The organism is Parasutterella sp. St.1A3, assembly GCF_059728705.1.
The window spans coordinates 1,326,638-1,353,192 of record NZ_BAAGFK010000001.1; the positions used below are offsets into that span (position 1 = coordinate 1,326,638).

The window sequence follows — 26,555 nt, forward strand, 5'->3', positions numbered from 1 at the left end:
CTGAAATTATCGCCGATCAGACAGGAAATGAAAAATCAACAGGCAAAAAAAAATCCCGACATTGCTGTCGGGACTTTTACATCAATCTAGGATTGGGTTATACCAAACCGCAGACTACAAATCCGAAAGCGACGGAGAAGAAAATCGCCAGAACGCCAGGGATGAAGAAGGAGTGGTTGAAAACCCACTTACCGATGCGTGTTGTACCAGTGTCGTCCATCTGAACAGCGCCGAGCAGTGTCGGGTATGTCGGGAGAACGAACAGAGCGGAAACAGCAGCGAAGCAGGCAACCAGCATGTAGGCGTTGTCAGGGTTGGCAGCAGTAATGCCGAGCGCTGCAACAACTGTCGGAGTAATCGCCTTAGCAGTAGCGGCCTGAGAGTACAGGAGCATGGCGGCTAAGAAGAACACCACGGCAAGCAGAGCCGGATACTGGCTGATAGTCTGAGAAGCAAACGCCTTGATTTCGTTGGTGTGACCGGAAACGAATGTATCACCAAGCCATGCAACACCGAGAACGCAGACGCAGGCAACCATGCCGGACTTGAAGACGGATGTACCGGCAACGTCACCGAGTTTAACTTTACAAAGGACGGTAATAAGGGCGCCGACTGTAAGCATCAGGCTCATAATGGCTGCGTCACGAGGAACGACAACGTTCTTGATCAGGCCGACAGCCGGAGAAATGGCGGAAGCGTAGAAAACAACGCAGAGAACGCCGATAAGGAAGATCCAAACAGAGAGTTTAGCCTTGGCATCAATCTTCATTTCATGAAGACCAACTGTCGGTTTGACAAGACCTTCTTTAAGTCTTTCCTGATAGATCGGGTCTGCAGAGAGGTCCATCTTAGAGATGAGCGTCATGATGAACGCTGTGACCATGCAGCCAGCGAATGTTGTCAGAAGCCAAACACCAAGCAGAGCCGGATAGCTCCAGCCGAAGGGTTCCAGAACACCTGTCATGTAAATAACAGCGGCGGAAACCGGAGAAGCGGTAATCGCGATCTGGGAAGCAACAACAGCGATAGAGAGCGGAACCGCGGGACGAACATTTTCGCCTTTAGCAACTTCAACGATAACCGGAATCATCGAGAAAGCTGTGTGGCCTGTACCGGCAAAAATTGTCAGAACATATGTGACCAGCGGAGCGAGGTAGTTAATGTATTTTGGGTTCTTGTAGAGAATTTTCTCAGCAATGTAGACCAAATAGTTGAGACCGCCCGCGAGCTGCATTACAGAGATAGCAGCGATCACGGAAGCGATGATCAGGATCACATCCCAGGGGATGTTGCCCGGTTTCATGCCAAGGCAGAGACCGAGTACGAGAACGCCAGCGCCGCCAGCGTAACCAATGCCGATGCCGCCAAGGCGAACACCGATGAAGATCGCGCCCAGCAGGACGATGATCTGAAGAATAATCATGATATCCATATATCCTCCGAAAGAAATCAAGCGGATAGTTTGACTTCAAGTGGCCGGCACCTATTTATGGGCAGCGCCGTTATTCCCCCCTTCGGATCGGAAGCGTCATGTGAGACCGACCCGAAAGGTATTTAACATCCTTAACGGATTTTTAATTACTTAACAAATTTAGGATTGATCAGGTTCTGAGTGTTGAAGATGGCATCCCATTCAGCCTGTGTGAGCAGGTGCTGTTCATCAACAACGATCTGATGCAGAGACTTGCCGGTTGTGTAGCCTTCCTTAGCGATGGCGGCGCACTTCTGATAGCCGAAATGCGGCTTCAGCAGTGTGACGATACCGATGGAGTTCATCACATATTCCTTGCAGCGTTCTGTATTAGCTGTTACACCGTCAACAAGTTTTGTACGCAGTGTGTTGCAGGCGTTGGTCATAACCTTCATCTGTGTGTACAGAGCGAAAGTAATTACCGGTTCCATAACGTTCAGTTCGAGCTGGCCGGCAGATGCAGCAAGCATGACTGTTGTGTCAAGGCCGATAGCGAGGAAGCTTGCCTGGTTGGCAACTTCAGCAGCAACCGGATTGACTTTGCCCGGCATAATGGAAGAGCCCGGCTGGAGCTGAGGAAGATTGATTTCCTTCAGGCCGCAGCGAGGACCGGAGGCAAGCAGACGGATGTCGTTGCAGATCTTGGTCATCTTAACGGCGAGGCCCTTGATCGCAGAAGACAGTGTCTGGTAAGCGCCGCAGTCGCTTGTTGCAGCGATCAGGTCAGCACTGTTCTTGAACGGCATGCCGGTCAGTTTGGCAAGGTTGTTAACAGCAAGTTCCGGATAGCCGGGAGCAGCTGTCACTGTTGTACCGATAGCGGTAGCGCCGAGGTTAACAACGAGCAGATGTTTCTGAGCTTCTTTCAGGTTTTCGATTTCGTCGTTCAGAGTGAAGCCCCAGCCGTGGAATTCCTGGCCGAGTGTCATCGGAACAGCGTCCTGAAGGTGAGTACGACCCATCTTCAGAGTCTGGTCAAATTCCTTAGCTTTTGCATACAGAGCGTCGCGCAGTTCTTCAGCAGCCTTGATCAGGATGTTGGAGCGGAACATGCAGCTCAGATGAATAGCTGTCGGGTATGTATCGTTTGTGGACTGACCGAAGTTGGCGTCATTGTTCGGGTTGACGATGGAGTAGTCACCCTTCTTGCCGCCGAGGTGTTCGATAGCGAGGTTAGAAATAACTTCGTTGGCATTCATGTTGGTGGAAGTGCCTGCACCGCCCTGCAGCCAATCTGTGATGAACTGGTCGCGATACTTTTCAGTATTGTTGATGAGCTCATCGCAAGCCCAGATCATGGCGTCAGCAACTTCGGGTTTAACAACGCCGAGTTCCTTGTTAGCCATTGCAGCCGCTTTCTTAACGTAAGCGAAAGCGATGATGAAGTAGATTTCCTGATTGTTATTTTCTTCGGTGATGAAGAAATTTTCTTTACCGCGAAGGGACTGAACGCCATAGTATGCTTCAGCCGGGACTTCCAAGTCGCCGATGAAGTCATGTTCAATACGAGCCATTATTACTCCTCTATTTTAATAGCCGGCCAAGCCGGCCGCCCTACTCTCATTTTTGTCAGTCGGGAGACTGTGGTCATACAAAAATGAGAGTTATGTAAATATTTTTGAACAAATGGATTTAAATAAAGTGTTTAAATTGATTTGTTTCGCAACGTAACATAGCACAAATTGAACAAAACAGCGATAAAAAAAGACATTTTTAGAAAAATATTAGGGTAAGTACCTAATGAAATTACCTGAAATAACTATATTAAGCTTAGGATAAAGCGTGTGCAGTTCAAGGATTTAAGCCCTTTCCCCTTGCATTCGTGCCAAGAAAAAGAAATTCATGCAGGATTTCGCGAAAGTGCTCAATCTAAGATTAAAGAGTGAATTGAAAGACAAAATCAATCTGAATTTACAATCACTCGCAAATTTTCGCTTGACAAAAAAAGGTTCGTTACCTTTCGATAACGAACCTTTATGAAACTAATTCAGTGTTTGGAATTAGTCGAGCTTGAGTTCACGAAGAGGAATAACACGTTTCAGTGTGGGTTCTTCCTTGCCCATGATGCCCTGCTCAGCCATCTTACGACGCATGAAAGCGATCTGAGTCTTCAGAGGAAGATCCTTCGGGCAGAAGTCGTGGCAGGCCAGCAAAGACATGCAGCCGAACACGCCAGATTCTGTACCGAGGATTTCGTAGTAATCAGCATCGTTGCGGTGATCGCGCGGGTCCAGACGGAAACGAGAGATCTTGTTGATTGCAACAGCGCCGACGAAGTCAGGACGCATACGGAAGTTACCGCAGGAAGCGACGCAGCAGCCGCATTCTACGCAGCGGTCAAGCAGGTAGATGTCTTCGGCCAGGTGCGGATCCATCGGAGTTTCAATCTTGGAAAGATTGACTTCTTCGTCGTTAAGGTGACACCAAGACTGGATGCGTTCGCTCATGCCGCGCATCCACTTACCGGTATTGACAGAAAGGTCACCGATGAGTTCGAAGCCCGGGAGCGGAGCCAGTGTGAAGTGCTCAGGAAGGTCGCGAGTCAGGCAGCGGCAGGCCAGAGTCGGTTTGCCGTTGACAAGCATCGCGCAGGAGCCGCAAATACCGGCACGGCAGACGAAGTCAAACTGCAGAGAAGGATCCTGTGTGTCTCTCAGTTCATTCAGGAGAATGTAGAGAGTCATAGAATCTGTTTCAGATACAGAGTATGTCTGCAGGTGCGGAACGCTTTCCGGATCTGCGGGGTTGTAACGGAGAATGCTCACCTGAAGCATGCGGTGGTTCTTTGTCTGAGGAGCCGCCTGTTCCTTTTTGTCTTCAGCTGCAGCCATCTGTTGTACGTTTTCAGCCATTTAAATTCAACTCCAAAGGTTATGACAGGGGTTCGTCGATACGTTCGTTCTTACCGCGCAGGTCTTCCGGAAGAAGCTGGAGGTAAGGCATCAGTGCATTCTGGATAGCGAAGCGGTCAGCGCCTTCAGCTTCCATCTTGGCACGGATTTCATCAACCTGTTTCTGACGAATCGGTGTCTCGGGGTTGTCAATGTAGTTCTTAGCACCGTAACCGCGCCATCCCGGAGGCAGCTCCATCTTGGAGATGTCAAGATCCTGGTATGTGATGGTCGGCAGTGTGTCGTTTTCGTTCTTCCAAGTAGAAAGAGTACGTTTGCACCATTCGGCGTCGTTACGAACCGGGTAGTCAATACGGAAGTGAGCACCGCGGGATTCTGTACGCAGAGAAGCACCGAGAGCCATGCCGAGGGCGACACGAAGCATCTTCTGTGTTCTGTAGGCGTAAACGAGTTCGGGGTTAGCACCCGGCTGGTTCTTAACAGCAACGTTGAAGCTCTTCTTGTAAAGGTCTTCAAGTTCTTCGACAGCCTGAGAAAGCATATCGCCGTTACGGAAAATACCGACCTTAGTGGTCATGATTTCCTGCATACGTGTACGAATTTCGGCCATGTTTTCTGTGCCGGAATTCTTAGCGAAGGCGTCGAGCTTGGACTGTTCGCGTTTGATGAAGTCGTAAACAACGCGTGTCGGGATATCAATAGCGTTTTCAGGTTTATCGCAGAAGTCAGCGATACATTCGCCAATGATCATACCGGCGACGACGGTTTCAGCAACGGAGTTGCCGCCCAGGCGGTTAAAGCCGTGCATATCCCAGCAAGCAGCTTCACCGGCAGCGAAGAGGCCCTTGAGGGTTTCAGATTCGCCTGTGGGTTTGGTACGAACGCCGCCCATGGTGTAGTGCTGAGCCGGACGGACAGGAATCCAGTCTTTAGTCGGATCAATACCAAGGAAGTAATGGCAGATTTCGTAAACTTCGCGGAGGTTGTGCTTGATGTGGTTTTCGCCGAGCAGCGTGATGTCGAGCCAGAGGTGTTCACCGAAGCGGCTCTTAACGCCCTTGCCCTGAGCGATACGTTCTTCCATACGGCGGGAAACAACGTCACGGGAAGCAAGTTCTTTCTTTTCAGGTTCGACGTCCGGCATGAAGCGGTGGCCGTCAACGTCACGGAGCAGACCGCCGTCACCGCGGCAGCCTTCTGTTACCAGAATACCGGCAGGGAAAATACCTGTCGGGTGGAACTGAACGGCTTCCAAGTTGCCGCACATGGCCACACCGGTTTCCAGAGCGATCGCATGACCTGTACCTTCGCAGATCTGAGCGTTTGTGGAAACGCGGAAGAGCTTGCCGGCACCGCCGGTAGCAATGGCTGTCGCACGAGCGACATAGCCGATGAGTTCGCCGGTGATCAGGTCACGGACAACAGCACCGTAGCAGCGGGAGCCGTCGTGGATAAGCGCGATGGCTTCAACACGTTCGTGAACCGGAATACCGTAAGCAATGACACGGTCGCTGACCGCGTTCAGCATAGCGTGGCCGGTACCGTCGGAAACGAAGCATGTTCTCCATTTCTTTGTACCACCGAAGTCACGCTGACCGATAAGGCCTGCGGCTTCTTTACGTTCGGTAATCGTAACTTTTTCGCCGTTAATAATGACCTGACGGTCTCCCGGAGTGATACGGCTCCAGGGCACGCCCCAAGCAGCCAGTTCACGGACTGCTTTAGGTGCGGTGTTAACGAACATACGAACCACTTCCTGGTCTGCGCCCCAGTCGGAACCGCGGACCGTGTCTCCAAAGTGCACGTCCTCGTTATCGCCGACACCCTTAATTACGTTCGCGAGAGAGGCCTGCATACCGCCCTGAGCAGCTTTAGAGTGAGAACGTTTCGGGGGAACTAGCGAAAGGATGATGGAATCATGACCGCGACGCTTGGCACCGACAGCCATACGCAGACCTGCAAGACCTGCGCCAATGACCAGCACATCCGTATAAATAACTTTCATTTAGTAGATCTCCTTGATCCAAATTAACCGAAAAGACGGGTGCACTTTCCGGCAGCATGGGGTAAACACGCAACAGCTTAAAGTACAAACACCACTCGGCCCACCCTCTTGCGAGTAAGGGTTGACCATGAAAAGAATTTCTACATAAAACTGTTTGAGCAGAAATTTAGTCCAACTTTGAAAAAATCTCAACGTCTTTATTAGTTTTGTTCGCGTTTTCTATAGTTTTGCCGTAATAAAAACTTAGGATTACAGAGGCGTTTTGGACCTTTTATCTTCTTTAACTAAATAATTAATTACTCAAAGATTCTTATAGTTAAGACAATTTTAAGTAATTCAAACTGAGGACAGCAATTGGGATTCAATCTGATTTGTAAGTTTTCTGCTCTTTTTCTGATTTTTCATAAGTACTTTCCCTTAATTCTCTCTTAGTAATGATTTTGTATGTTTCTTACAACATCTTAAGAATTCAAGGGCTCCTGAAGACGTGAGTTTTGATTTTTTACCGCCCGTTTGAATTTTCGAGTCGATGATTTTTTTTAATTTGGCTGAGTAAATATTTAGTTAACGAACCAAAAACATTTATTCGTTCATTTTGAGCAGATTATTCGGGAAACTACTAAACCATTTAGAAAAATACTTAAGGGTTTTTCTTTAATTTGACTCAAACTGAGTTCTGACGGGGCTTTTCGGGGTTGTCTCGATAGAAATTTAAGCGGAAGATTCAATTCAACAAATTCAACGAACCAATTTTTAAACGAAGGTAATTCAAATGTCTAAATTCGAAAACGGCCTTTTAAGCTCCGCAGCAGTAAATGTAGAAAAAGACATTAATGCGGCAGTACAAACCGTTGTAGAGGAAACAGAGGCGTTCTCTTTATCGCTTCGCCGTTCCGCCGGCCTGGTATCGATTAAAGAAGACGGCATGGTCTGTGAGATCAGCGCTTCTCTGAGTCATACATTTGGATCTGCAGAGCGTTTTGACCTTATCTCCGCTGCGGTTGATCGTCACGTCTACCCTTTTAAGCTCTCTCAGCTTTTATCGAGCGGTAAAGCCGAACTTCGTCTGCGCGACAAGAGCGGCGAAATTTTCTGGGCCAGACTGAGCAGAGCCATTGAAGAAGACAGATATCTCTTTGAAGATATCGACATCGAAAAGAATTTCGAACTGGATTGTGAGGACCTTCTTGAAGAACAGGAACGCTCCTTTCCCTGGTCAGAATCCGATCGAACCATCCAGTAATCGTTCGTTCTAATAAAAAACGGCCGCCCGGTTTGGGCGGCTTAATTTTTTGTTTTTATTCGCAAACAAATGAAGAAAGCCTGCGACGTAATTTAGATGAACTACCTTGCACTCACGTGCGAGGTTTCATGGGAGCATGCTCCCATTTCTAGCAATTGGCGAATACCCACACATGCATGCAGGTTTCGTACAATTGCGGGCGTGTCCACAAATACGCCCCCATCGAGTTCGAGCAGCTTTTTGAGCCACTCATCCCCGAGTTCTTTTCGGCCGATATTGGCTGCGCCATTGATATCGGCATTGATCAAATGTCCGTCTGACGATCGATAGAGGCCGCGCTTGATTCTCTTTCCCGAAAATACCGGCTTTGTCTTGCCTTGCTTCGGGTCGAAATCAGCAATGACATCCATGTCTAGTGCACTGGCCTTAGAGGTGTAGCTTTCCTCCCGCACTGTCACTTGAATGCCGTATTCTTCAGCCTTATACCGGACCATCTCAATAAACTTAGCATGCGGGAGCATGACAAAATTCTGATTGTTTCGCTTGCCGAGGTTCACACTCTGTTTCCAGTTTCTACTGGTACCAATGACAATGCGACCTAAATCATGCGCCAGACAAAAGTTGACAGCCAAACGGCTGGCCTTGTGCATCAAGTCTTGGAGCTGACAATAACGTTTGACTCCTTTTATTCGAATGTGCTCATAGTGTTTCTTACTTCTAAGTTCAGCGACTTGTTTGTTGTACTGCTGATTGATGCTCTTCAGTATTTTGCCTTTGACCAAAAACGGCCTGATTCCGGGTTTGGTCGAAACGAAAGCTGCAAAATTATCAATACCTAAATCACAGCACAAAGCTTCATTCGGATTCAAAGCGACGCTTCTTGAATTTTTACACTCATCCTTACCGACACGATAAGTCAGCTATTTCCCATCGGAATAATTCTCAGATCGCCCGTAACTGCTTCCTCCGCTTTGGCATTGAACTCCTGATGTTTACAGCAAACTACACGAATGGGAGAAAAATCGATATCTTTCCCGCTCGTGATTGTCAGTTGATAATCACGGATTTGATAGCCGTTGCGGCCGACATAGAACGTTCGATATCTCCTCCTATAGCCCGGTAGCCGAGGCTTCCCCTGAAACGGCTCAGGGTGCTTCGAGTATTCAACGGAAACCTTTGAACTGTTTGGCTATGACTTGTCCTTGCCTCTGCGCGGAAGCCGCCGACGGCATGGCTCGATAGTCACTGCCGTATTGATGCCTGAGTTCAGTATCAAGTTCTTTGCGTGTCAGCACAGGCGCCTTTTCAAAGAAACGATGTCTAAGCAGGTAGACTGCGCAGTTGCCAAGCTTGCGCGACAATGAACAAAGCTTGTGGCAGGCTTGCCAGTTAGCATTGTTTTTACGAATAACGTGTCGCTCGACTCTCTGAATCATATGCAGTTATCTACCGGTTCTCATTGTGTTTTCAATCTCAAAGCTCACTTGATCTTCGTAGTAGCTTACAGACGAAAAGTTATTTCATCAACGATCTTGGAAAGACTCAAAGAAATTTTTGCTGACTTGTGTCAACGGGATCAAGTCAGGCCTTTGGAGTGCTCGGGAGAAGAAGATCATGTTCATCTATTGATCTCATACCCTCCGAAAATTTGCCTTTCAAATCTGGTACGTAAACTAAAAACCATATCATCTCTGAAAATTCGTCCAGAATTCTTCAATCAGATTCGAAGGATGCTTTGGAGCAAACGCTTTTGGACAAAAAGTTACTGTGTAATTTGAGTTGGAGACGGAGCAACAACTGCCATTATTGAGAGATATATCAAAAAATCAACGGCCGAATTAACATTCGGCCGGCCGCTATCCATCCCCGCGCTTACGCACGGGGAATTCCGCGGAATTCGTTAAAAAGCGGGCACTACAGCGCCGTTATATTTATCTTCGATAAACTTTTTAACTTCCGGCGAATGCAACGACTTCATCAGTGCTTCAATTGCCGGCCTCTTTTCATCTCCCGCGCGCACAGCGATCACGTTCGCATACGGAGAATCTTTGGATTCAATAGCGATCGCGTCCTTAGAAGGATTTAAATTCGCGCCGAGCGCAAAATTGGAATTGATCACCGCCGCATCCAAATCGTCCAAGGCGCGAGGCAATGTCGCCGCTTCAACTTCTACGATTCGGATATTCTTAGGATTGTCAACGATATCAAGCGGAGTTCCGTTAACACCTACGCCCTCTTTCATCTTGATCAGTCCATTGCTAGCAAGCACCTGAAGGGCTCTTCCGCCGTTGGTCGGATCGTTGGGAATACCAACAGAAGCACGTTTTTTAAGATCCGCAAGATTCTTTACTTTTTTGGAGTAAACGCCCATCGGTTCGATATGAACGGAGCCCGCGGAGATTAATTTCAGACCGCGGTCTTTAGCAAAGGTTTCCAGATAAGGAAGATGCTGGAAGAAATTCGCATCGAGGTCTTTATCCGAGAGCGCAAGATTCGGCTGCACATAGTCAGAGAATTCCACGATTTTCAGATCTACGCCCTGTTTTGCCAGCATAGGCTGAACCACGTTAAGAATATCCGCGTGCGGAACGGGAGTAGCGCCTACTTTAAGTGTTTCAGCCGCCTGAGCCGCAGACAGACCGAAAATCAGAGAAAAGCCGCATGCGAGCAGGAAATTACGTTTTTTCATTTAAGTTCGCCGTTTAGAAAGAAGGAATTAAAGAACCTTTGAAGCGTTCGATAATAAACTGTTTCACCTCAGGTGTATGGAGCGCAGCGTCGAGTGCTTCAATTTCGGGGCGCTTTTCATCTCCGGTACGGATCGCAAGCATATTGGCGTAAGGAGAGTCTTTAGACTCCAGAAGCAGAGAATCTTTAAGCGGATTCAGTCCCGCAGGCAGCGCGTAGGTCTGGTTAATAACGGCGGCTCTGACGTCGTCGAGTGTTCTAGGCAGCGTTGCGGCTTCCACTTCAATGATTTTGAGCTTCAGCGGATTTTCAACGATATCGTCAACAGTAGCCATATGACCGACACCGGGTTTCAGTTTAAGCAGTCCAGCGCCTGCAAGAAGCTGAAGGGCGCGTCCGCCGTTTGTCGGGTCATTGGGGATTGTGAGGCGATCGCCTTTTTTGATTTCTTTAACGTCTTTAATCTTTTTAGAGTAAAGCGCGATCGGGGCGATATAGATGCCGGGCAGCGCAGTCAGTTTCAGTCCTCTGTCCTGGCAGAATTTTTCCATGAACGGTTTGTGCTGAAAGAGGTTTGCATCAATTTCTTTATCGGCCAGCGCTAAGTTGGGCTGAATGTAGTCTGTAAATTCAATGATCTTCAGGTCGATACCCTTTTTAGCCAATTCAGGCTTAACAAAGTTAAGGACGTCACCGGAAACCAAAGGTGAAGCACCAACTTTGAGGGTGACGGTATTGGCGGCAAAGGACGTGACCGCAAGTGATAAAGAAGAGACGGCAAGGAAACCTGCGAAGGCTCCTTTAATAAGACTGCGACGCTGCATAACAAATTCTCCAGAGATGAATGAATAATTGTTTCGATGATTACAACATTTAAAAATCTTATACGAAGGAAATTACGAATATATGAAGGCGGGAGAGAATTTTTACGAACTCATTTTTTTAAAACTCATGTAAAATCACCCCGATTTTGAGATATTCAAATTTCGCCAAATTATTCAATTTGATCAGTCTGTTATTTATCTAATCATTAGACATCCGATAAAAATTTTAAAAGAGACTCGATAGAGACACAGTCAAAGCGTAAACCGCCTTATTTTTATTTAAAAAAGGTATTAATTAAAATATTAATCAAGATTTATAAAATAGACAACTAAAAGTTAAACATCAATAAACAAACTTCTAACAAATTTCAATACAGAAGTAAACAAAACAAATTTCGATATAGGCTTTAATTCTATAGAAAGAAAATTGAGGCAAGCTCTGCTCCGATAGGGTAGAGAACACAAATCAATTGATAATAATAAGAATAGAAATTCATTATTAATCAACTTATTTATTTAAATTTAAATTTATTTAATTTACGTCTTCAAAATTTATCTAATTTTATTTTGAAGGCATCGGTCAATGATTTAGAAATTCAACACTTCAAGAGCCTTTTCCAGAGAGACTGTCAAAAAGCTACTGTACAAATTATTTATACAGTTATTTATACAGTACGAGATGCTGTATGAAATTTCAATACTTCAAGGAAACTTATAACTAGCTGAATATATGTAATTTAATTTCTTAACAATCGCTGTCAGCAAAAATAGTAAATTTTAAAGTTTATTCTTGAGAAACATTCTAATGGTTTGAAATAACAGTATATATATGGACATATTTATATCGTCGATTTAAGTGTTTATACTTGGATGAATGTATATAACTAACTGAATATGAAAGAAAAAAAAGGATTCCATGCAAATTCACAATGCGTTGTGAATAACTATTTTGTGATATCCTCAGCCGCCTTTCTGTCATAATCTTCTGGCTGCTATTTGCTGTCTCAATCGTCTTAACTGCTCACTCTTCTGCTTCGTTTAGGTTTTATTTTAAATCGTGACAATGGGTTTAAAAAATTTCAAATACATAAATAATAAGAAATTCATAATAAATATTCAGAGAAGCTAACTAAGTTATTTTGATTCTTTATTCAAATTAAAATAAATAGTGATTAAATAAATTATCTGTATAGTTTTAATATTAAAATGAAAATAATTATTTAAACTATTTTTATTTTTCTTTTATCTGTTTATTCTTTCTCTTCTAATGTTAATATCTATAAAACATTGATGATTGTTAATTAATATACAATCAATTAAATCTGTTTCAGGCCCCACTTCTCTCTTTTAGAACCAAAAATCTTGTAGTGCTAATTTTTCTGACTTTTGAATTGTGCTCTTATGAGTATTTTCTTTGACATCATGTAAAGTCTGATCATTCGATGATTTCATCAGGAAGATAAATCTGTTACTTTTTTTAATTTTGTTTTTTGGATTAAAAAAAATTGCACCGGTGTATCCGGAGGATATCTTTGTCGAAGATGAATTTAAAAATCTGATGCCGAGCAGCGGAGAAAAAACGGCTGGATTTGGGGTAGAATCCGTGCGGACAAAAAAAACCTTCTTCGGCTCTCTCTTTCCGAAGAAGGCTTAAGTGTTCAATATGCTTTCTCTCTTCGCATATCTAACAACCAATCAGGAGATATCCGTCAGCCAAATTGACTGACGGGTATATTCTGCGCCTATTATTTCCATTCAACAATGACAAATTTTGTCATATATCATTGCCTAAAAAAGCAATTTACATTTATACTCAATAATTAATCTTTAAAATAACTTTTAAAAACAATTAACTATACGATTTCTAATTGTTCAACATGCCTATTGAGTTACTTACAATTGGCAACACTAATCATCCGTAAGTATGATGTTTTGAAAAAATTATGAGTACAGTTTCCGATCTTGACACCTGGCGATTATTCTTCAAAGTGGTGGCCAAAGGCTCAATTGCTAAGGTTGCCGAAGAAATGCGTATTGAACCCTCTTCTATTTCAAGACGTCTCAATAAACTTGAAAGCGAACTCGGCACCGACCTCTTCCAACGCCGCGGCAAGCATTTAGTGCTGACTGCTGCAGGTTCCCTGGCCTTCTCTCGTATGCGGCGCGTTGTATTCGATGCAGCGTCCGTCTTCAAAGACCTTCAGGACGTTCATCACAACGAACAGAAACATATCACGATCGTCGCACCGATCGGTTTCAGCGAGGAAATCATCTCGCAGGCGCTCGGCGAGTATATCGATATGGACAGCACCGTGTCGTTTTCTTTACGCTCATTAGGATACTTAGAGCTCATCTCGCCGGATTCTTTCTCAAACTTTGATGTTGTGATCACTCCGCTCCAGGTCAATATCTCTACACGAGACTCCAAACTGATCTGCGGACTGGAGAACCTTTTAGTCGCGACACCGGAGTACTTAGCAGCCCAGAAATACCCTATCCGCAGTCCGCGCGATTTGCGTGAGCACAACACGTTCTCCTACTATTCCCAGGGCCGGGAAATGAATTTCTTTCTGCGCAAAGGAAGCGAGAGCTTTCCGCTGCATAAACACTCGGTTGTGCGCTTTAATCATCCGGGAGCGGTTAAAAATATTGTTCTTGCCTCAAAAGGTATCGGCCTGTACTGCCCAAAGTACTTCTATATTAAAGAACTGTTAAAAGGCAAGGTTGTTCCGGTTCTTTCAGACTGGACTCTGCCCCTGCAGCCGATCTATCTCAGCCGCAAGGATCGAAACAGAATAGAAGTTGAACGCTTTGTAAACTGGTTCTGCGATTTTATTCAGGACCTTCCCGGCCTTGTTTCTCCGGACTACGAAGGATATTGGGTCAGTGACTCTAACGATACGACAGTTGTATGACGGATGCGGATTATCAGTTTGTTTTATTGGGACAGGCTGAACCTTTTGAACCTTATCTCAGCGGTGAGGTTCGTAAAAACGGCTCCCTATTATTAATAAGCGAGCAGGATATTCCTCGTTCGGACAGCTCCCTTCTAGCTGCGTTTCTGACGGTTAGAAAGCCTTCTGTTGTTTTCTTTGCGCCGGAAACCAAACGCGCAGAAGTTAAGTACACGACATCTGTTTATGAAGCAATATCTCACGCCCTGCAGGACACTGACTCTCTTCTCGTGAGCTGGCACGACACGAAAACGCCTTTCCCTTTAAATGAGAATTGTCACTGCCTGACGTTTGAGCTGCCTCAGCTGCTTATCAGCCCGGATAACAGAAACTTTGTGACGGACTGGATAGAGATCTTTCTTAATAGAAAACGCGTCGTTGTAAAAGAAGACGACTATGTCGACCTTATTGACAGCCGCCTGTTGAGTTTAATGTCGATAAAAGCCGCTCTTAAAGCGCTTTCCAACCCGGCTCTGTGCGGCAGCTGCAGGATCAGCGCCAACGGCACTCCGCTTAGGTCGGAAGTCATCGAGTACATTCGCGCTTTGCTCTCAAAAATTCTTCCCGACCGCCCTCTCGCCAAGGTTCAGTATCAGCAGTTACAAACATCGCATCCGGCAGAGGAAGCCGGGAATTTAGCGTTTCAGGAGACTTTTGAAGTGATTCTTCCGAAATGGCACAGCTGCGTCGAGGAAACGACAGCAGCTTATTTAGCGCATCACAAGCTGATATAAAAAAAAGACCTCGCCGATTAAGGCGAGGAACTTAGTCGGACGCCCCAATCGGAGCGTCCGCTTACCACAGAACTACAAATTAGCCAATCTTCTTGCCCATCACATTCTGGCCGGCAACCCAACCGGATGTGTGTGCGAAACCGCAGGCGTTGCCGCCGCAGTAGAAGGCGCCGTGAACACCGGCAACTGTTTCACCGGCAGCGTAGAAGTTGTTGACCGGTTTCAGATCCCAGCCGAGAACCTGCATGTCTTCGTTAACACGAACACCGCCGCAGGAGAGGTTGTTCCACGGTTCCATGCGGATCATGTACCAAGGACCGCGGCCAAGTTTCCACTGCTGGTCTGTACGGCCGAACTGTGTATCGTTCTTGCTTTCAACAGCCTTGTTCCAAACGTCAAGCTGTTTCTTGAGACCGTCAGCATTGACACCGGACTTCTGGCAGAGTTCGTCGATAGTGTCGCACTTCCAGAGGTTCTTGCCGGCTTTGAATTCGGCTTCAACTCTTTCAGCAGGCCAGCTCGGCAGACCAATCAGAGCACCGAGTTTGATCTTCTGCAGTGTACGATCCCAACCGTCCTGGTCGGTAAGGACATAGTGGCAGCCTTCGGGCTGGAATGCTAGATGCGGTGTCACATGGCAGATACCTTCTTTTTCTGTAATGAAGCGCTGACCGTTCTTGTTAACCAGGATACCGCCGTTATTGGTGATGAACCACCAGCGGCAGTACGGGCCATTGCGGCCGTTCACAACGATACCGCAGGGGTAGGAAGCGATGTACTGCATGTGAGACAGAGGAACACCGACGTCACGAACAGCAACCATCATGGCTGTACCGTCATTCTTCGGTCCGCCGATAGCAACGCCCTTGCCTGCAACGCTCGGAACCCAGCGGTCAAGAGATTCAGGAGTACCGGTGATACCGCCGGTTGCCATAATAACGCCCTTGTTCGCCTTAACGTTCTTGGCCTTGTCGCCTTCGCCAACTTGAACGCCGACAACGGTGTTGGTAGCCGGGTCAAAGTAGAACTTGGTGACGCCCATGCCGTGGTTGATCTTCAGACCGCGTTTGTCGAGCTGTTTAACCAGAACTTCGATGTAGTCACGGCCCTTGAAAGAGTCCTGACGGTGTGCGCGAAGCTGAGAATGGCCGGCATACGGTTCAAGATGATGTTTGGCAAGACCCGCGTCTTCAAGGAAGTCGAATGCTTTGCCGGAATGTTTTGCAAAGCAGTAAACCGGTTCTTTCAGGCTCATGTAGTTGCCATAAGCCATGATGTCTTCAGCGAACTGCTGCCAGGAGTCTTTTTTGCCTTCCGGATCAGCGTTCTGCATGCGAGAGCCCCAAGCTGTGAAGAGGCCGCCGCAGAGGTTTGTAGCTGTATGGAAAGGAGACTGACCTGCGTCGTAAATAGCGACTTTACCACCGGCGTCATGAGCCTGGCAGGCAGCCATCATACCGGCACCGCCGCAGCCGAGAACAACTACGTCAACGGTGTCATCCCATTTGGCGGGAAGATTGCCGGCAGAAGTGGAAGCTGCCATAGCGGGAGCGGAAACAGCAGCGGCAGAAGCGGCAGCGGCTGTGCCAAGGAAAGAACGGCGAGAAAATTTAGTCATTTCTTATTCTCCTTTCATTTTGATGTTGAAACTGTGGCAATCATTGCATTCAAAATGAGGTTTGCCTTTAACGCTGTGGCAGTTGGTGCAGTTCTGTTCACCGCGGTGGTTGCTGTGAGGATTGGGTTCCATCTTAGCTGTCTTCTGAGCGACGGCCGCATAAGACTGATGGCACATCAGACAGTCTTTTGTCTGAGCATTGTCAGGAAGCTGAGCGTGCATCGGGCTGTTTTTGAGCTGGGCCTGAGCACTCATGCTGAACGCGGCTGCACAAAGCAGAGTCGCTGCAAAACTAAGAATAGTTTTAACTTTCATAAGTAGTTCTCCGTGGTAGAGGTGAGTCGATTCAATTAACTAAACTTGAATCGTTAAGTGAAATTTAAGCTATCGCTAAAAAAGCGACTACAGACTTAAGTAGATCGGTAAAAACCTGAATATATATTTTTATTAAATTATGATCAATTTAATTAAGATTTATTTTTCATTAAATATTCATAAATTCAGTATGTAAATAAATAAACAGAGATAAAACTATTAATATCACCCTATATAAAAATTAAAAAATAAACCGATCGTATTTGTCTTGGAAATTCACAAGAATTGGGAATTCTAAGATACGACCGGTCGGCTTAATTAATTAAAAAGCTTATTTTCTCTTGGAGAAAAGGGTTCCCGCATAGAGGACGGCAGCGCCTAAAACAGACTTCAGGAACGCGCCGATTACGAACGGAAGGAATCCAACGGCAATCGCCTTCTCTGCTCCGATGGTGAAGGAGAGCCAAAGTGCGCCGCCTGCTACAATCAGAATGTTGACGGCGCTCTGAGCAAAGAAAGAAGCAATGAAGCGCTTTCCGGTAAAGCCGCGCTGCGCTAAGAAGCCGGCTAAAGCGGCTGCAAACGGGAATACGACAAGGTAACCCGCCGTCGGGCCGAAGAAAGCGGCCGGACCGCAGAGGGGCGTCGCAAACACCGGTAAACCGGCAAAGCCAAGCAGTAAATAGCTCAGAACTGCTGAGAAACCCAGTCTGGCACCCAAAACCGCACCGATCAGCGCGACACCAAACGTCTGCATCGTCAGGGGAACAGGACCGATTGAAAAAGAAATCTTTGAGCAGGCAATTAAAAGAGCCACAGCGGCTGCAAGCTTCGCCGCAGTGAGACGATGCTGAGCGTTGAATGATAGGGTAAAGTTTTTCACTGAGTATCTCCTATGTGAGGTTGTTTACTTCACGGATTTTAGAAAATTTGTCACGGATTATCGCCTCTCATGCTACAGAATTGCTTTGTTACAAACTGACGATTTTTGAGGTGAATTTCGTTCATGCATCTCTTTATATTTGATTGAAGAATCTATGGGGAGGACGGTTTCTAATACCGTTAAAAATAATGCAAATCACCTATTCCGGCTTCACGCGTACGAATGAGCGTTTCTACAGCACCGGCGAGGAAATAGCCAATGCCGTATCCCATGGTTTAGCGTTTGTTGCCGCTATTGTGGGATTGGTTTTTCTTGTGATCTACAGCGCCCGTCACGGGAACGCGTTATCTATCACAACATTTTCTATTTTCGGCGCCTCGCTGATTCTGCTTTATCTCGCAAGTACGCTCTATCATGCGATTCCTAACGTCGAGGCAAAGCGAAAACTGCAGATTGCGGACCATTCCGCTATATTTCTGCTGATCGCCGGAACCTATACTCCGTTTATGCTGAATCTGATGCCCGATTGGCTGGGCATCACCATCTGCGCGCTCAATTGGCTGGTCGCAATATTCGGGATAGCCTTCCAGCCGTGGCTCATCAAAAAAAGCGACAAACTCAATACGTTTTTGTATCTATTCCAAGGCTGGCTGGTGCTTCTGGCGTTCAAACCGGTCATCGAGGCGCTTCCGACACAGGGTATCGCGCTGCTCGTTACCGGAGGTCTGCTCTATTCTTTCGGCACAATTTTCTACAACTGGCAGAAACTTCCCTACCATCATGCAATTTGGCACTTATTTGTGCTCGGCGGCAGCATTACACACTATTTTGCCGTGATGTATACGATTTAGAGCTCAAGGACAGTTCCGCAGCCCGCCCAATCCACGTCAGTAAAGCGAGCGGCAAGAGCCGAAGCCGCTTTAAAGCTCGTGCAGTGATTGGGACGCCAGCGACAGACTTTATACTGAGACAGTTTGTCAAGCCATTCGTCATAGTGTTCCGGCGAAACGCTGCATAAATGCGTACCGCCGACAATCGTGTCAAACTCTTCAATTCCAAAGAGCGTCTTTGCTCGCTCCAGAATATTTGGAAGTCCCGCGTGCGCGCACCCGAGCAGAAGAGACCAGCCGTTTTCCGTCAGGACCGCCATCGAGAGGTCGTCCTCAAAACCGTCCGGAACGATAGAACCTTGTCCGTCAACTTCCCAAAGATTACGACAGCAGACAAAATGCGGATTTCGCTCGTTTTTTGGTACCGTAAACGCATACACATCCGCAAGCACCGTTTCATAATCTTTTACCAGACAGTGTTTAGGCAGTGTACGGATATCGAATCCGCCGTTTCTTCTCTTTGCGTCCGCATCGCCTCTGCGTTCGGTCTGTATTCCGTCTCCTGCATAAACAACGGCTTCCTTGGCTCGATATACCAGATCCAGGATGCCGGATACATGATCATAGTGGCTGTGCGAGAGAACAATCGCCTTCAGCGCGCTCACGGAAATGTTTAAGCAGCGGAGATTGTGTTCAAGAACATGACCCGGACCGCCGGTATCTAAAAGAATTTCACCTGATTCGCTCTGAAGGTGTGCACAGTACCCCCATTCCGCAAGAAGACCGGATTTACAGCAAAGATTATCGACGACGACCGTGAGCTTCATAATTGAAAAAACTGCTGATGTTCAACAACATTCAGCAGTTTAGCGATAATTTGGCCGCGTAGGCTTTTTACTCGACGCTTTCTTTTAATCTATTTAATTTTGCGACGGAGGCGCTTTTTGGATGGAGTGTTCCATGACCGGAACGAAGGAGGAAGAACCAGCCGACAAGCATAATCAGAAGACCGGCTACGATAACAAAATTACTATCAGCTCCAACTACAGCGACAATGTAACCTAATGCGATAAGTGCAACGGACAGCATCATGTGTCTGACCGTCTTTCTTTCTAACTTTGTAAACACAATAATCTCGAAGAGTTTCGACACTAAGCATTGTACGTGAACCCCAGTAATCACGCCAATTTTTACGCGTTCAACGTACTGTTTTTTAGACTTTTTTTGTAAAAACAGCCGTTCTAACACCTTGAATATCAGCAGGTTTCATAGGTTTCATTAGTGATTTCCCGAATTGGTAGCATATTTAGTAATTTTTTAGGTTTTTAAGGCATTGAACTTCCAAATATGGGTATGTTTCATCATCCGAAAAATATCCGATTCGTCAGCGGTGTAAGAACCCTTTGTTCCACTGTATCCAAATTTAAAAAGCCCTGAGCACGCATCATAAATTCACGTACTTTAGATTTCTCGGAATGTTCGGACAGTTGATCCAGGATTTCTTCCGGGCTGAGGAGCGATTTTTTCTCGCCGATCAGACGGTTTTTCAGTAGCTGAATCGGGCAGTAAATTTCGTCATCTCTGGTTTTAAGCACCCAAAGAGCCAAAGAAAGCGCCAATCGGAGATCCGTGAACGAAATCTCAATAATTAGTCGGCAAAGTCGAATCATGAATGACTCGGGTTCAAATTCACAGTGGGCGAGTGCTCGGGCAAGTTCCGGAATACTGTCCTCTCCTGCTCTTCCGGAAGATCCCAGATATGCGGCCGCGATCTCTTCTCTAGCGTGTCCGAGATTCTCGGAGAGATCTCTTAACGGTTCACCGGAAGGGATTAAGGCACTAAAACTGTTGGCGAAGCTGTGACGAAACTGGTAGGCGGAGCCGTCGAAGGAATCTTTGCTGAGCTCGAGTTCTTTACTCATCAACCTCTGCTGTCGAGCGGCTGCCCGATGGATGGTCATATCCGGCCAGCAAAGCGCATCAATGTTCATTTCCTCGGCAAGACTCATCATGACATTGATGAATTTAACCTGAGAAGGATTGGAAGCCTCAATTCTTCTAGGGCGCCCTCCTTTTGATCCGCTTGCGGTCTGGATCTTTATGTACGGATAAGCGAGATCTCCTCCGAGCACAACACATTTACTGAGTACGAGTCCGACGGACTCTTTCGGGCGCAGTCCGAAGAACGCCATAAAGCTTAACTGAAAGCCGAGACGCACATCGATCTGAAAAGCGCGGACGATCGACTGCTCGACTTTATCAATACTGAGCGCGTTCGCTCGTGACGAAGGCATCTTGAGTTCTTTCGGGCGATAACCGGATCGCGCTATGAGGTCCTGATAGCTTGGAACTACACCGGGTTTTGCGATCCATCGACAGAAAAAGCTTAGGAAGCTTCGAAGGTTTTTGATTCTGAGTTTGATATTTTCTTCGCCGCATCCTTCAGAGGCTAACTCGTGGATTTTCCAACTGAAATAATCCTGAACATGTTTGCTTTTCAAGTCTCTCGGGTCAATGCGAAATTTAGGACAGACATAACCGAAAAATTCCATGAGAAACCGGTACCGACTCTTGGAGGTTTCGAACGACGCGCATTTCATTTTGGCTGCGTGGAAGTGGTTGTAATTTGCGCACAGCTCATTGACCACGAATCGCCATTTATGGCTGTGCCGCTCCACTCCGACCAAACACATACAGTTTCTGCGGGGAAAAATAGAATTGGTCCTTCGAACCGGTTTAACTGCGTCTTTTCTTCGGTTCAAATGAAATGAATTTTCTGCTTCGGACATTATCGATATAAAAATATTAGCGGGCGCGAACCCGCTGAAAGTTTATAAATTAAGAATCATTCGTCTTCCGGCCTACGCTAAGCGAAGCGGCCGGTATTATCCGAAGTGCGGCAGTCACACGGGAGACGGTTAAGGCGTTACGCCCAAGCATGTTCCGTGTGAAGCCATTAAGCGACATACACGGACACAGTGCTTTCCGATCCGATAAAACGAGCTCGGTCTCGTTTTAGAGAGGTGGATCGATGCTCCGACATAGGGAGCCTTTCAAAAAAAATGCTGAGGCGATTTTATCCTACCTCAGCATAAAGATTAGCTAACCTTAATGAATTATTACAAGTTTTTCTTGTAGAACTCTACGATCTTACTCCAAGGAATCGCACCTGCTTTGTTGTCGTAAAGATCAACATGACTTGCGCCCGGGATAATCAGGAGCTCTTTATTGTCTCCTTTTAAGCGTGCGTAAGCGTCTTTAGAGAAGTACACAGAGTGGGCTTTTTCCCCGTGGATGATCAGCACGGGTGTTTGGATTTCGGACGCGTATGTCATAAGCGGCATGTTTATAAACGAAATCGGCATTGTTGTGTTCCAACCCTTAGTGGAATTCACGCTTCTCGGATGGAATCCTCTGGGAGTCTTGTAATAGTCAAAATAGTCTTTGACAAATTTCGGTTCTTCTCCGGCAAGTTTATCGGGCAGACCCTGAGTTCTCTGATAGCTGCCTGCCGCATAGTCCTTAGTACGCTGAGCGCTGATGGCAGCACGTTTTTCGTTTCTGTCCTTAGCGGTGTTCTCCGCGTCAAAATAACCGTTCGCATTCACTCGGCTCATGTCATACATTGTAGATGTGACTGTTGCTTTGATTCGCGGGTCAGCGGCGGCAGCGTTGATTGCCATACCGCCGAAGCCGCAGATGCCGAGGATACCGATTTTTTCCGGGTCTACATCCTTTCTGTTTGAAAGATAGTCCACTGCGGCATTAAAGTCTTCGGTATTGAGATCCGGAGAGGCAATATAACGGGGCTCGCCCCCGCTCTCACCGGTGAATGACGGGTCAAAGGCGAGCGTAATGAAGCCGTTTTCCGCCAACGTCTGGGCATAAAGTCCGGAGCTCTGCTCTTTTACCGCGCCAAACGGACCGCTGACCGCAATAGCCGGAAGCCTGCCGGAAGCATTTTTAGGAATGTACAGATCAGCTGCGAGCGTTACACCGTAGCGGTTGTGGAATGCGACTTTGGAGTGATCCACTTTATCGCTTTGTTTAAAAACCTTATCCCATTTGGTATCTAACTTTAAATTTTCCATTTGTACCTCTCTGTTCCTTGTCTCTTTTGCCAATAGGTCTCTAAATGTCAGTACCAGAGGCGCTGTCAGCGTCAAATTAATGAACTGTCTTTTTTTCATAACTCACATCCATAGGATTGATTAAGTCATGGTAAGCAATCGCCTTTATAATTACTAATTGTTTGTTTTCATAATTTTTATAAGAATTAATTATGAATATTCGCGTCCTTCGATATTTTCTTGCGGCAGCTTCACTGCCGAATCTCACATCTGCCGCTGAGTTTCTGCACACGACTCAGCCGAATTTATCGCGTCAGCTCGCCGAACTTGAGGATGAACTCGGACAGAGCCTCTTTGATCGGAGTCAGCGCAAGCTGAAGCTCACGCCGCAGGGAGAGTTTTTATTCAAGCGCGCGAGATCGATTGTGGATCTGTTTGACCGCACTCGTGACGAGTTGGTTCATTTTGAAGGACTGAGCGGGAAAATCACGATTACGGCCGGAGAAACCTGTGCCTTTAAGTACATTGCAATGGCGCTGAAGCGGCTGCAGCAGGAGTCCCCAAAAGTTGTTTTTGAAGTCATCAGCGGACACGAACCGCTTATCGCGGAACACTTAACCAGCGGTGTTTCGCAGTTCGGTTTGTTCATTGGCAAGGTCAATACGTCTCCGTATGCGACACTTGAATTGAATGCTGAAGATCGATGGGGCGTGATTTGCCGCAAAGACAGTGTGCTTGCCGGGAGAGATAAAGTCGGTCCGCTGGACTTGAAGAATCTGCAGTTATTAGGTTCACTGCAGGTCTTTAAGCGTGAAGAATTTACCGGCTGGCTCGGATACGCTCCGGAGCAGCTTCAGTTACGAGGCTACTTTAATCTTCCTTCAAGCGCGGTACTGATGGTTCGGGAAAAGCTTGGCACGCTGCTGTGTTTAGAGCATGTCGGCGGCTACGAATCTTTTGATGATCTTCAGTTTTTACCGCTTGATCCTCCCTTAACCGCCAAAATCACGCTTGCCTGGTCGAGGGACACCAATTTAAATTTAGTGTGTCAGAGATTTCTTCAGCATGTCAAAGACATTAATGACGAACTTGCGCTGAAGAGCGAAATCACGGCTCCTTAGAATCGGCACTTTTATAAGAGACGGTCTTGAACTTCTCGGAGATTAAGATAAATTCCCGCGAAAACAGAGAGAGAGTGATTAGCCAACGGCGTGCAGTTTCGCGGGCTTTTTTATTGCATTAATATCAGTCAGACAACTGAATAAATCAGTTTCTTTCCTGTTGCTTCAATTGCCCTCTCTAGAGTGTCAATCTTCGTCTTTTGTCTCGGGTTCAGGATTCGAGTAACTTCCTGTTTTGCTACTCCTAATCGCCTGGCTATCTGGATCGGTTTAGTCCTCGTTTCTATCATCGAATTGAGAAATAAAACTTTGACGGTTTCGCTAGCAGTCAGCTCAACAGAAACTTCATTTTTTTTGGGACGTTTTACTGTAGTTGGGAAGATTTTTCCTTCGTCAACATAATCAGCAACGCAGTCAAGCAGCAATGAGTGCATATCCATTTCTGCAGCTTCCAAGCTATCTCCAAAAGCAAACGCTGACGGATTCTTGCACTCCAAAATAACCTGACCGGATTCAGGATCTCTCGATACCTCACACGGGTAAGATAATCTCATAAACGCCTCCGAAGTTGTGAAAGGCGGGGTTTCTCCCACCTGCTACTTAAGTTCAAAGACCGAGCTGTTTCAAAATTTTTGCTAAGAGTATCGGCGGATATTCTTCCGTCGGATGTCTTTTGCAACAAGTTTGTTTACCGCCGTATGAAAGCTTCAAATGCCTAGTGCCATCATCCACTTTCACTCCTTTGTCCTTAAGAGCTTTGATGAACTGGCCATATTTCATTCAAAACTCCTTAGTAACAGAAGTATAGTAAACATTTTCTAATACTAAGTCAACTTTTCCATTTACTTTTTTCATCGATGGTTGAAGAAAGCCCGTGAAGACGTTAAAAGGGAAAAAGATGTCTTTCTAACTCTCCCGATGGCCGTTAATGAGCAGCCTGAAAAATTGCAGAACTAGAGAACTAAAAATTTAAAAATCACAAAAAATCATTTTATTTCAGAGGAATAAAATGATTTTTCGTGTTATACTAGATTACCTAATTAGATAATCGATTGTAATTATGAATACGCCAAAACTGCCTCCGCTCATTATTAAAAAGAGCCCTTCGGCTTATTACGTTTACACCTATAAAAATAAGTGGGATTCCGAGAAAAAGAGAAGTTATCGAGTTAGCTTCAAGAAGGTCGGTACTGTTACCTCCGGCCAGAAGGAAGGCCGAATCCGCTGGGACGAACACTTTTTAGCTGAGCGCCCTGAATTAAGGGATTTTATTTGCCAACGCAAGGGCAAAGACTATATCTTCACTGCGGTGAGTGAAGGCGGTTTTACTCTTTCTCAAGCAATGGATGTCAAACAACTGCATGCGGGAGCCACGTGGGCGCTGGATCAGCTCGTTGCGCAATCTCCTATCGGAGAAGCTCTTAAAAGGGCCTTTCCACAGCGCCGAGACTATCTAAAAGTTTTGTCGATTGCCTACTTCATAATCCTCAATCAGGACAACAATATTTCTAAATATCCGACCTTTGCCGAGGCGACTCGTCTTCCATGGGGCGGGGCTTTGCATCCTTCCTCAATAGGCAGAGTTTTTAGGAAAATCAAAAAACAACAAATAGAAAATTACTTTTCTGCCATCCAGGAGGGATTAATAGAGCAGAAGAAAAAAAATGGGGACGACGACAGGCTGACATTGGCTTTAGATTCGACCTCCATTTCGAGCTACGCAAATAAGCTGCCAAATGTAGAAAGAGGCAGGAATAAAGACGAGGACAACCTTCCTCAAATTAATCTGCTGATGTTGGTCGAGTCCAAAAGCGGACTGCCTATCTTCTATCGAGCCTACGACGGAAACGTTCCGGACGTACAAACCGTCAGGCAGGTCATTGCTGACAACTCCAGACTAGGCATCCAAAACGTTGTTCTTGTGTCTGACCGAGGTTACAGCGGTACAAAAAACATCAATGACTGCCTGAGAAATAAAGTTGGCTTTCTGTTCAACATGAAGTGCGGGATATCAGGCAGCCTTACCCAAGAGCTCATTGATGAAGAAAGAGTTAACCTCCAGGACTTAAATCGAATGGATTGGTTTACTCAGGTCTTTCAGGTGACAAAGAAGATCAGCTGGATTTATGAACCTAATCCTGTAACGGGTCAGAGATCCACAAAAAAGACGCAGGAAACTGCGGAGCTTTACTGGCATATCTATTTCGATCGACAAATTGCTGAGAATGCCAGACAAGGGATGTTTGAGAGAATCATTCGTATACGCGAAAAGATGGCCGCCGGTAAGTCTCTCGATGAAAACGAACAAACATTACTAGAAGAGGTGTTTGTAAAACATGAGAAAGACGGCACGGTCAGCTACAGCGTCGACAATAAAAAAGTGGATCAAAAGCTCCGCTACAAAGGCTACCGGGTACTGGTAAGCGACGAAATATCCGATGCTAGAAAAGCTTGGTGCGCTTACCAGGAACGCTGGATAGTCGAAGATACATTTAAAACACTCAAATCCCGCTTGGGCTGCTCAAGAAATCGAGTCTCGGACAACGAATCATTGACTGGTAAAACGTTTGTACAGTTCCTGGCAACCTCTATTGCGATGATTGTCAGAACCAGGCTGAGAAAATACAGTGAGGAGTGCAAAAAGAATAATAGTCTGCCGATGGTGTATGACAGTGACTGCAGAGTTCTGGACTCTTTGAACAATGTAATGCAGACCAGATTCTGCGGAGGTTACTACTTCGGTGAAATCGCAGGGAAAAGACGGATGTTATTTGAAGCCCTCGGGGTTCCGGTTCCTGATGCAGAGCCCGAAAAGGCGCAGGTCTACGAAGACGACGAAGAAGAGACAGACTTCTAAAGAAGATGCCTTCAGATTAAAAGCTGAGCCTCTGCTAGAGGCTCTAGATTCTGCAATATTTCAGGAGCAGCGTCAGCAGGCATGGAGAAT

At 46.2% G+C, this 26,555-nt stretch carries 24 protein-coding genes; 7 read left to right on the forward strand and 17 right to left on the reverse strand.

Translation table 11 applies throughout. The features are described from left to right. Positions 1-97 precede the first annotated feature (97 nt). From AC6I1F_RS06265 to AC6I1F_RS06280, 4 genes are all read right to left on the reverse strand, one after another. Positions 98-1,432 carry an anaerobic C4-dicarboxylate transporter gene (locus tag AC6I1F_RS06265; protein ID WP_289169103.1) on the reverse strand — a complete coding sequence of 445 codons (1,335 nt, stop codon included), beginning with the start codon at positions 1,430-1,432 and terminating at the stop codon, positions 98-100. Between the two features lie 146 nt (positions 1,433-1,578). Next, positions 1,579-2,985: an aspartate ammonia-lyase gene (locus AC6I1F_RS06270; RefSeq protein WP_290173167.1), complete on the reverse strand. Its 1,407-nt coding sequence runs from the start codon at positions 2,983-2,985 to the stop codon at positions 1,579-1,581. Positions 2,986-3,471: 486 nt separating this feature from the next. Further along, positions 3,472-4,323, reverse strand: a complete 852-nt coding sequence (locus AC6I1F_RS06275) for a fumarate reductase iron-sulfur subunit (RefSeq protein ID WP_370267217.1) — start codon at positions 4,321-4,323, stop codon at positions 3,472-3,474. A gap of 19 nt (positions 4,324-4,342) precedes the next feature. Continuing rightward, the gene (locus tag AC6I1F_RS06280; protein ID WP_160336362.1) at positions 4,343-6,328 is read right to left on the reverse strand and encodes a fumarate reductase flavoprotein subunit; all 1,986 of its coding nucleotides are present in this window, start codon (positions 6,326-6,328) and stop codon (positions 4,343-4,345) included. 772 nt (positions 6,329-7,100) lie between these two features. On the opposite strand from AC6I1F_RS06280, the gene AC6I1F_RS06285 reads away from it, so the two are divergent. After that, a complete protein-coding gene (locus AC6I1F_RS06285) occupies positions 7,101-7,571 on the forward strand; it encodes a hypothetical protein (protein ID WP_497801671.1) in 471 nt (156 codons plus the stop codon). Between the two features lie 101 nt (positions 7,572-7,672). Here AC6I1F_RS06285 and AC6I1F_RS06290 read toward each other — a convergent pair whose 3' ends face one another. Together AC6I1F_RS06290 and AC6I1F_RS06295 are read right to left on the reverse strand one after the other, a co-directional pair. Then, positions 7,673-8,440 carry an IS200/IS605 family accessory protein TnpB-related protein gene (locus tag AC6I1F_RS06290; protein ID WP_497801672.1) on the reverse strand — a complete coding sequence of 256 codons (768 nt, stop codon included), beginning with the start codon at positions 8,438-8,440 and terminating at the stop codon, positions 7,673-7,675. A gap of 294 nt (positions 8,441-8,734) precedes the next feature. Next, the gene (locus AC6I1F_RS06295; protein ID WP_251570666.1) at positions 8,735-9,007 is read right to left on the reverse strand and encodes a hypothetical protein; all 273 of its coding nucleotides are present in this window, start codon (positions 9,005-9,007) and stop codon (positions 8,735-8,737) included. Between AC6I1F_RS06295 and tnpA the strand changes: the two genes are divergently transcribed. Beyond that, positions 9,008-9,349, forward strand: a complete 342-nt coding sequence (gene tnpA, locus AC6I1F_RS06300) for an IS200/IS605 family transposase (RefSeq protein ID WP_497801673.1) — start codon at positions 9,008-9,010, stop codon at positions 9,347-9,349. Positions 9,350-9,471: 122 nt separating this feature from the next. On the opposite strand, the gene AC6I1F_RS06305 is transcribed toward tnpA, so the two are convergent. Together AC6I1F_RS06305 and AC6I1F_RS06310 are read right to left on the reverse strand one after the other, a co-directional pair. Beyond that, positions 9,472-10,260: a MetQ/NlpA family ABC transporter substrate-binding protein gene (locus tag AC6I1F_RS06305; RefSeq protein ID WP_160335861.1), complete on the reverse strand. Its 789-nt coding sequence runs from the start codon at positions 10,258-10,260 to the stop codon at positions 9,472-9,474. Positions 10,261-10,273: 13 nt separating this feature from the next. After that, a complete protein-coding gene (locus AC6I1F_RS06310) occupies positions 10,274-11,083 on the reverse strand; it encodes a MetQ/NlpA family ABC transporter substrate-binding protein (RefSeq protein ID WP_251570664.1) in 810 nt (269 codons plus the stop codon). Positions 11,084-13,026: 1,943 nt separating this feature from the next. Between AC6I1F_RS06310 and AC6I1F_RS06315 the strand changes: the two genes are divergently transcribed. Together AC6I1F_RS06315 and AC6I1F_RS06320 are read left to right on the forward strand one after the other, a co-directional pair. After that, on the forward strand, positions 13,027-13,998 hold the full coding sequence (locus tag AC6I1F_RS06315) for a LysR family transcriptional regulator (RefSeq protein WP_497801674.1): 972 nt from the start codon (positions 13,027-13,029) through the stop codon (positions 13,996-13,998). After that, positions 13,995-14,771, forward strand: a complete 777-nt coding sequence (locus AC6I1F_RS06320; protein WP_290372372.1) for a hypothetical protein — start codon at positions 13,995-13,997, stop codon at positions 14,769-14,771. The genes AC6I1F_RS06315 and AC6I1F_RS06320 overlap by 4 nt, the downstream gene beginning before the upstream one ends. Positions 14,772-14,850: 79 nt before the next feature. Here the strand turns inward: AC6I1F_RS06320 and AC6I1F_RS06325 are convergent, their stop codons facing one another. The 3 genes from AC6I1F_RS06325 to AC6I1F_RS06335 form a co-directional block, all read right to left on the reverse strand. Beyond that, the gene (locus tag AC6I1F_RS06325; protein WP_251570658.1) at positions 14,851-16,389 is read right to left on the reverse strand and encodes an FAD-dependent oxidoreductase; all 1,539 of its coding nucleotides are present in this window, start codon (positions 16,387-16,389) and stop codon (positions 14,851-14,853) included. A 3-nt stretch (positions 16,390-16,392) separates the two neighbouring features. Further along, positions 16,393-16,704: a cytochrome c3 family protein gene (locus AC6I1F_RS06330; RefSeq protein ID WP_160335866.1), complete on the reverse strand. Its 312-nt coding sequence runs from the start codon at positions 16,702-16,704 to the stop codon at positions 16,393-16,395. Between the two features lie 331 nt (positions 16,705-17,035). Beyond that, entirely contained in the window at positions 17,036-17,587 is a 552-nt protein-coding gene (locus tag AC6I1F_RS06335) for a biotin transporter BioY (protein ID WP_251570656.1), read from the reverse strand. Positions 17,588-17,775: 188 nt separating this feature from the next. On the opposite strand from AC6I1F_RS06335, the gene trhA reads away from it, so the two are divergent. Continuing rightward, entirely contained in the window at positions 17,776-18,438 is a 663-nt protein-coding gene (gene trhA, locus AC6I1F_RS06340) for a PAQR family membrane homeostasis protein TrhA (RefSeq protein WP_160335867.1), read from the forward strand. Here trhA and AC6I1F_RS06345 read toward each other — a convergent pair. The 4 genes from AC6I1F_RS06345 to AC6I1F_RS06360 form a co-directional block, all read right to left on the reverse strand. Further along, on the reverse strand, positions 18,435-19,244 hold the full coding sequence (locus AC6I1F_RS06345; protein ID WP_289163954.1) for an MBL fold metallo-hydrolase: 810 nt from the start codon (positions 19,242-19,244) through the stop codon (positions 18,435-18,437). The two genes, trhA and AC6I1F_RS06345, sit on opposite strands and share 4 nt — an antisense overlap. Positions 19,245-19,311: 67 nt before the next feature. Then, the gene (locus AC6I1F_RS06350) at positions 19,312-19,545 is read right to left on the reverse strand and encodes a hypothetical protein (protein WP_251570654.1); all 234 of its coding nucleotides are present in this window, start codon (positions 19,543-19,545) and stop codon (positions 19,312-19,314) included. Positions 19,546-19,778: 233 nt separating this feature from the next. Next, a complete protein-coding gene (locus AC6I1F_RS06355) occupies positions 19,779-21,110 on the reverse strand; it encodes a site-specific integrase (RefSeq protein WP_290372371.1) in 1,332 nt (443 codons plus the stop codon). 426 nt (positions 21,111-21,536) lie between these two features. Beyond that, the gene (locus tag AC6I1F_RS06360) at positions 21,537-22,607 is read right to left on the reverse strand and encodes an alpha/beta hydrolase (RefSeq protein WP_497801675.1); all 1,071 of its coding nucleotides are present in this window, start codon (positions 22,605-22,607) and stop codon (positions 21,537-21,539) included. 92 nt (positions 22,608-22,699) lie between these two features. Between AC6I1F_RS06360 and AC6I1F_RS06365 the strand changes: the two genes are divergently transcribed. Then, on the forward strand, positions 22,700-23,608 hold the full coding sequence (locus tag AC6I1F_RS06365; protein ID WP_497801676.1) for a LysR family transcriptional regulator: 909 nt from the start codon (positions 22,700-22,702) through the stop codon (positions 23,606-23,608). A 128-nt stretch (positions 23,609-23,736) separates the two neighbouring features. On the opposite strand, the gene AC6I1F_RS06370 is transcribed toward AC6I1F_RS06365, so the two are convergent. Both AC6I1F_RS06370 and AC6I1F_RS06375 read right to left on the reverse strand, forming a co-directional pair. Beyond that, a complete protein-coding gene (locus tag AC6I1F_RS06370; RefSeq protein ID WP_160335873.1) occupies positions 23,737-24,162 on the reverse strand; it encodes a hypothetical protein in 426 nt (141 codons plus the stop codon). Positions 24,163-24,214: 52 nt separating this feature from the next. Continuing rightward, positions 24,215-24,388 carry a type II toxin-antitoxin system HicA family toxin gene (locus tag AC6I1F_RS06375; RefSeq protein ID WP_160335874.1) on the reverse strand — a complete coding sequence of 58 codons (174 nt, stop codon included), beginning with the start codon at positions 24,386-24,388 and terminating at the stop codon, positions 24,215-24,217. A 280-nt stretch (positions 24,389-24,668) separates the two neighbouring features. Between AC6I1F_RS06375 and AC6I1F_RS06380 the strand changes: the two genes are divergently transcribed. Further along, a complete protein-coding gene (locus AC6I1F_RS06380; protein ID WP_497801627.1) occupies positions 24,669-26,465 on the forward strand; it encodes an IS1634 family transposase in 1,797 nt (598 codons plus the stop codon). Positions 26,466-26,555 lie beyond the last annotated feature (90 nt).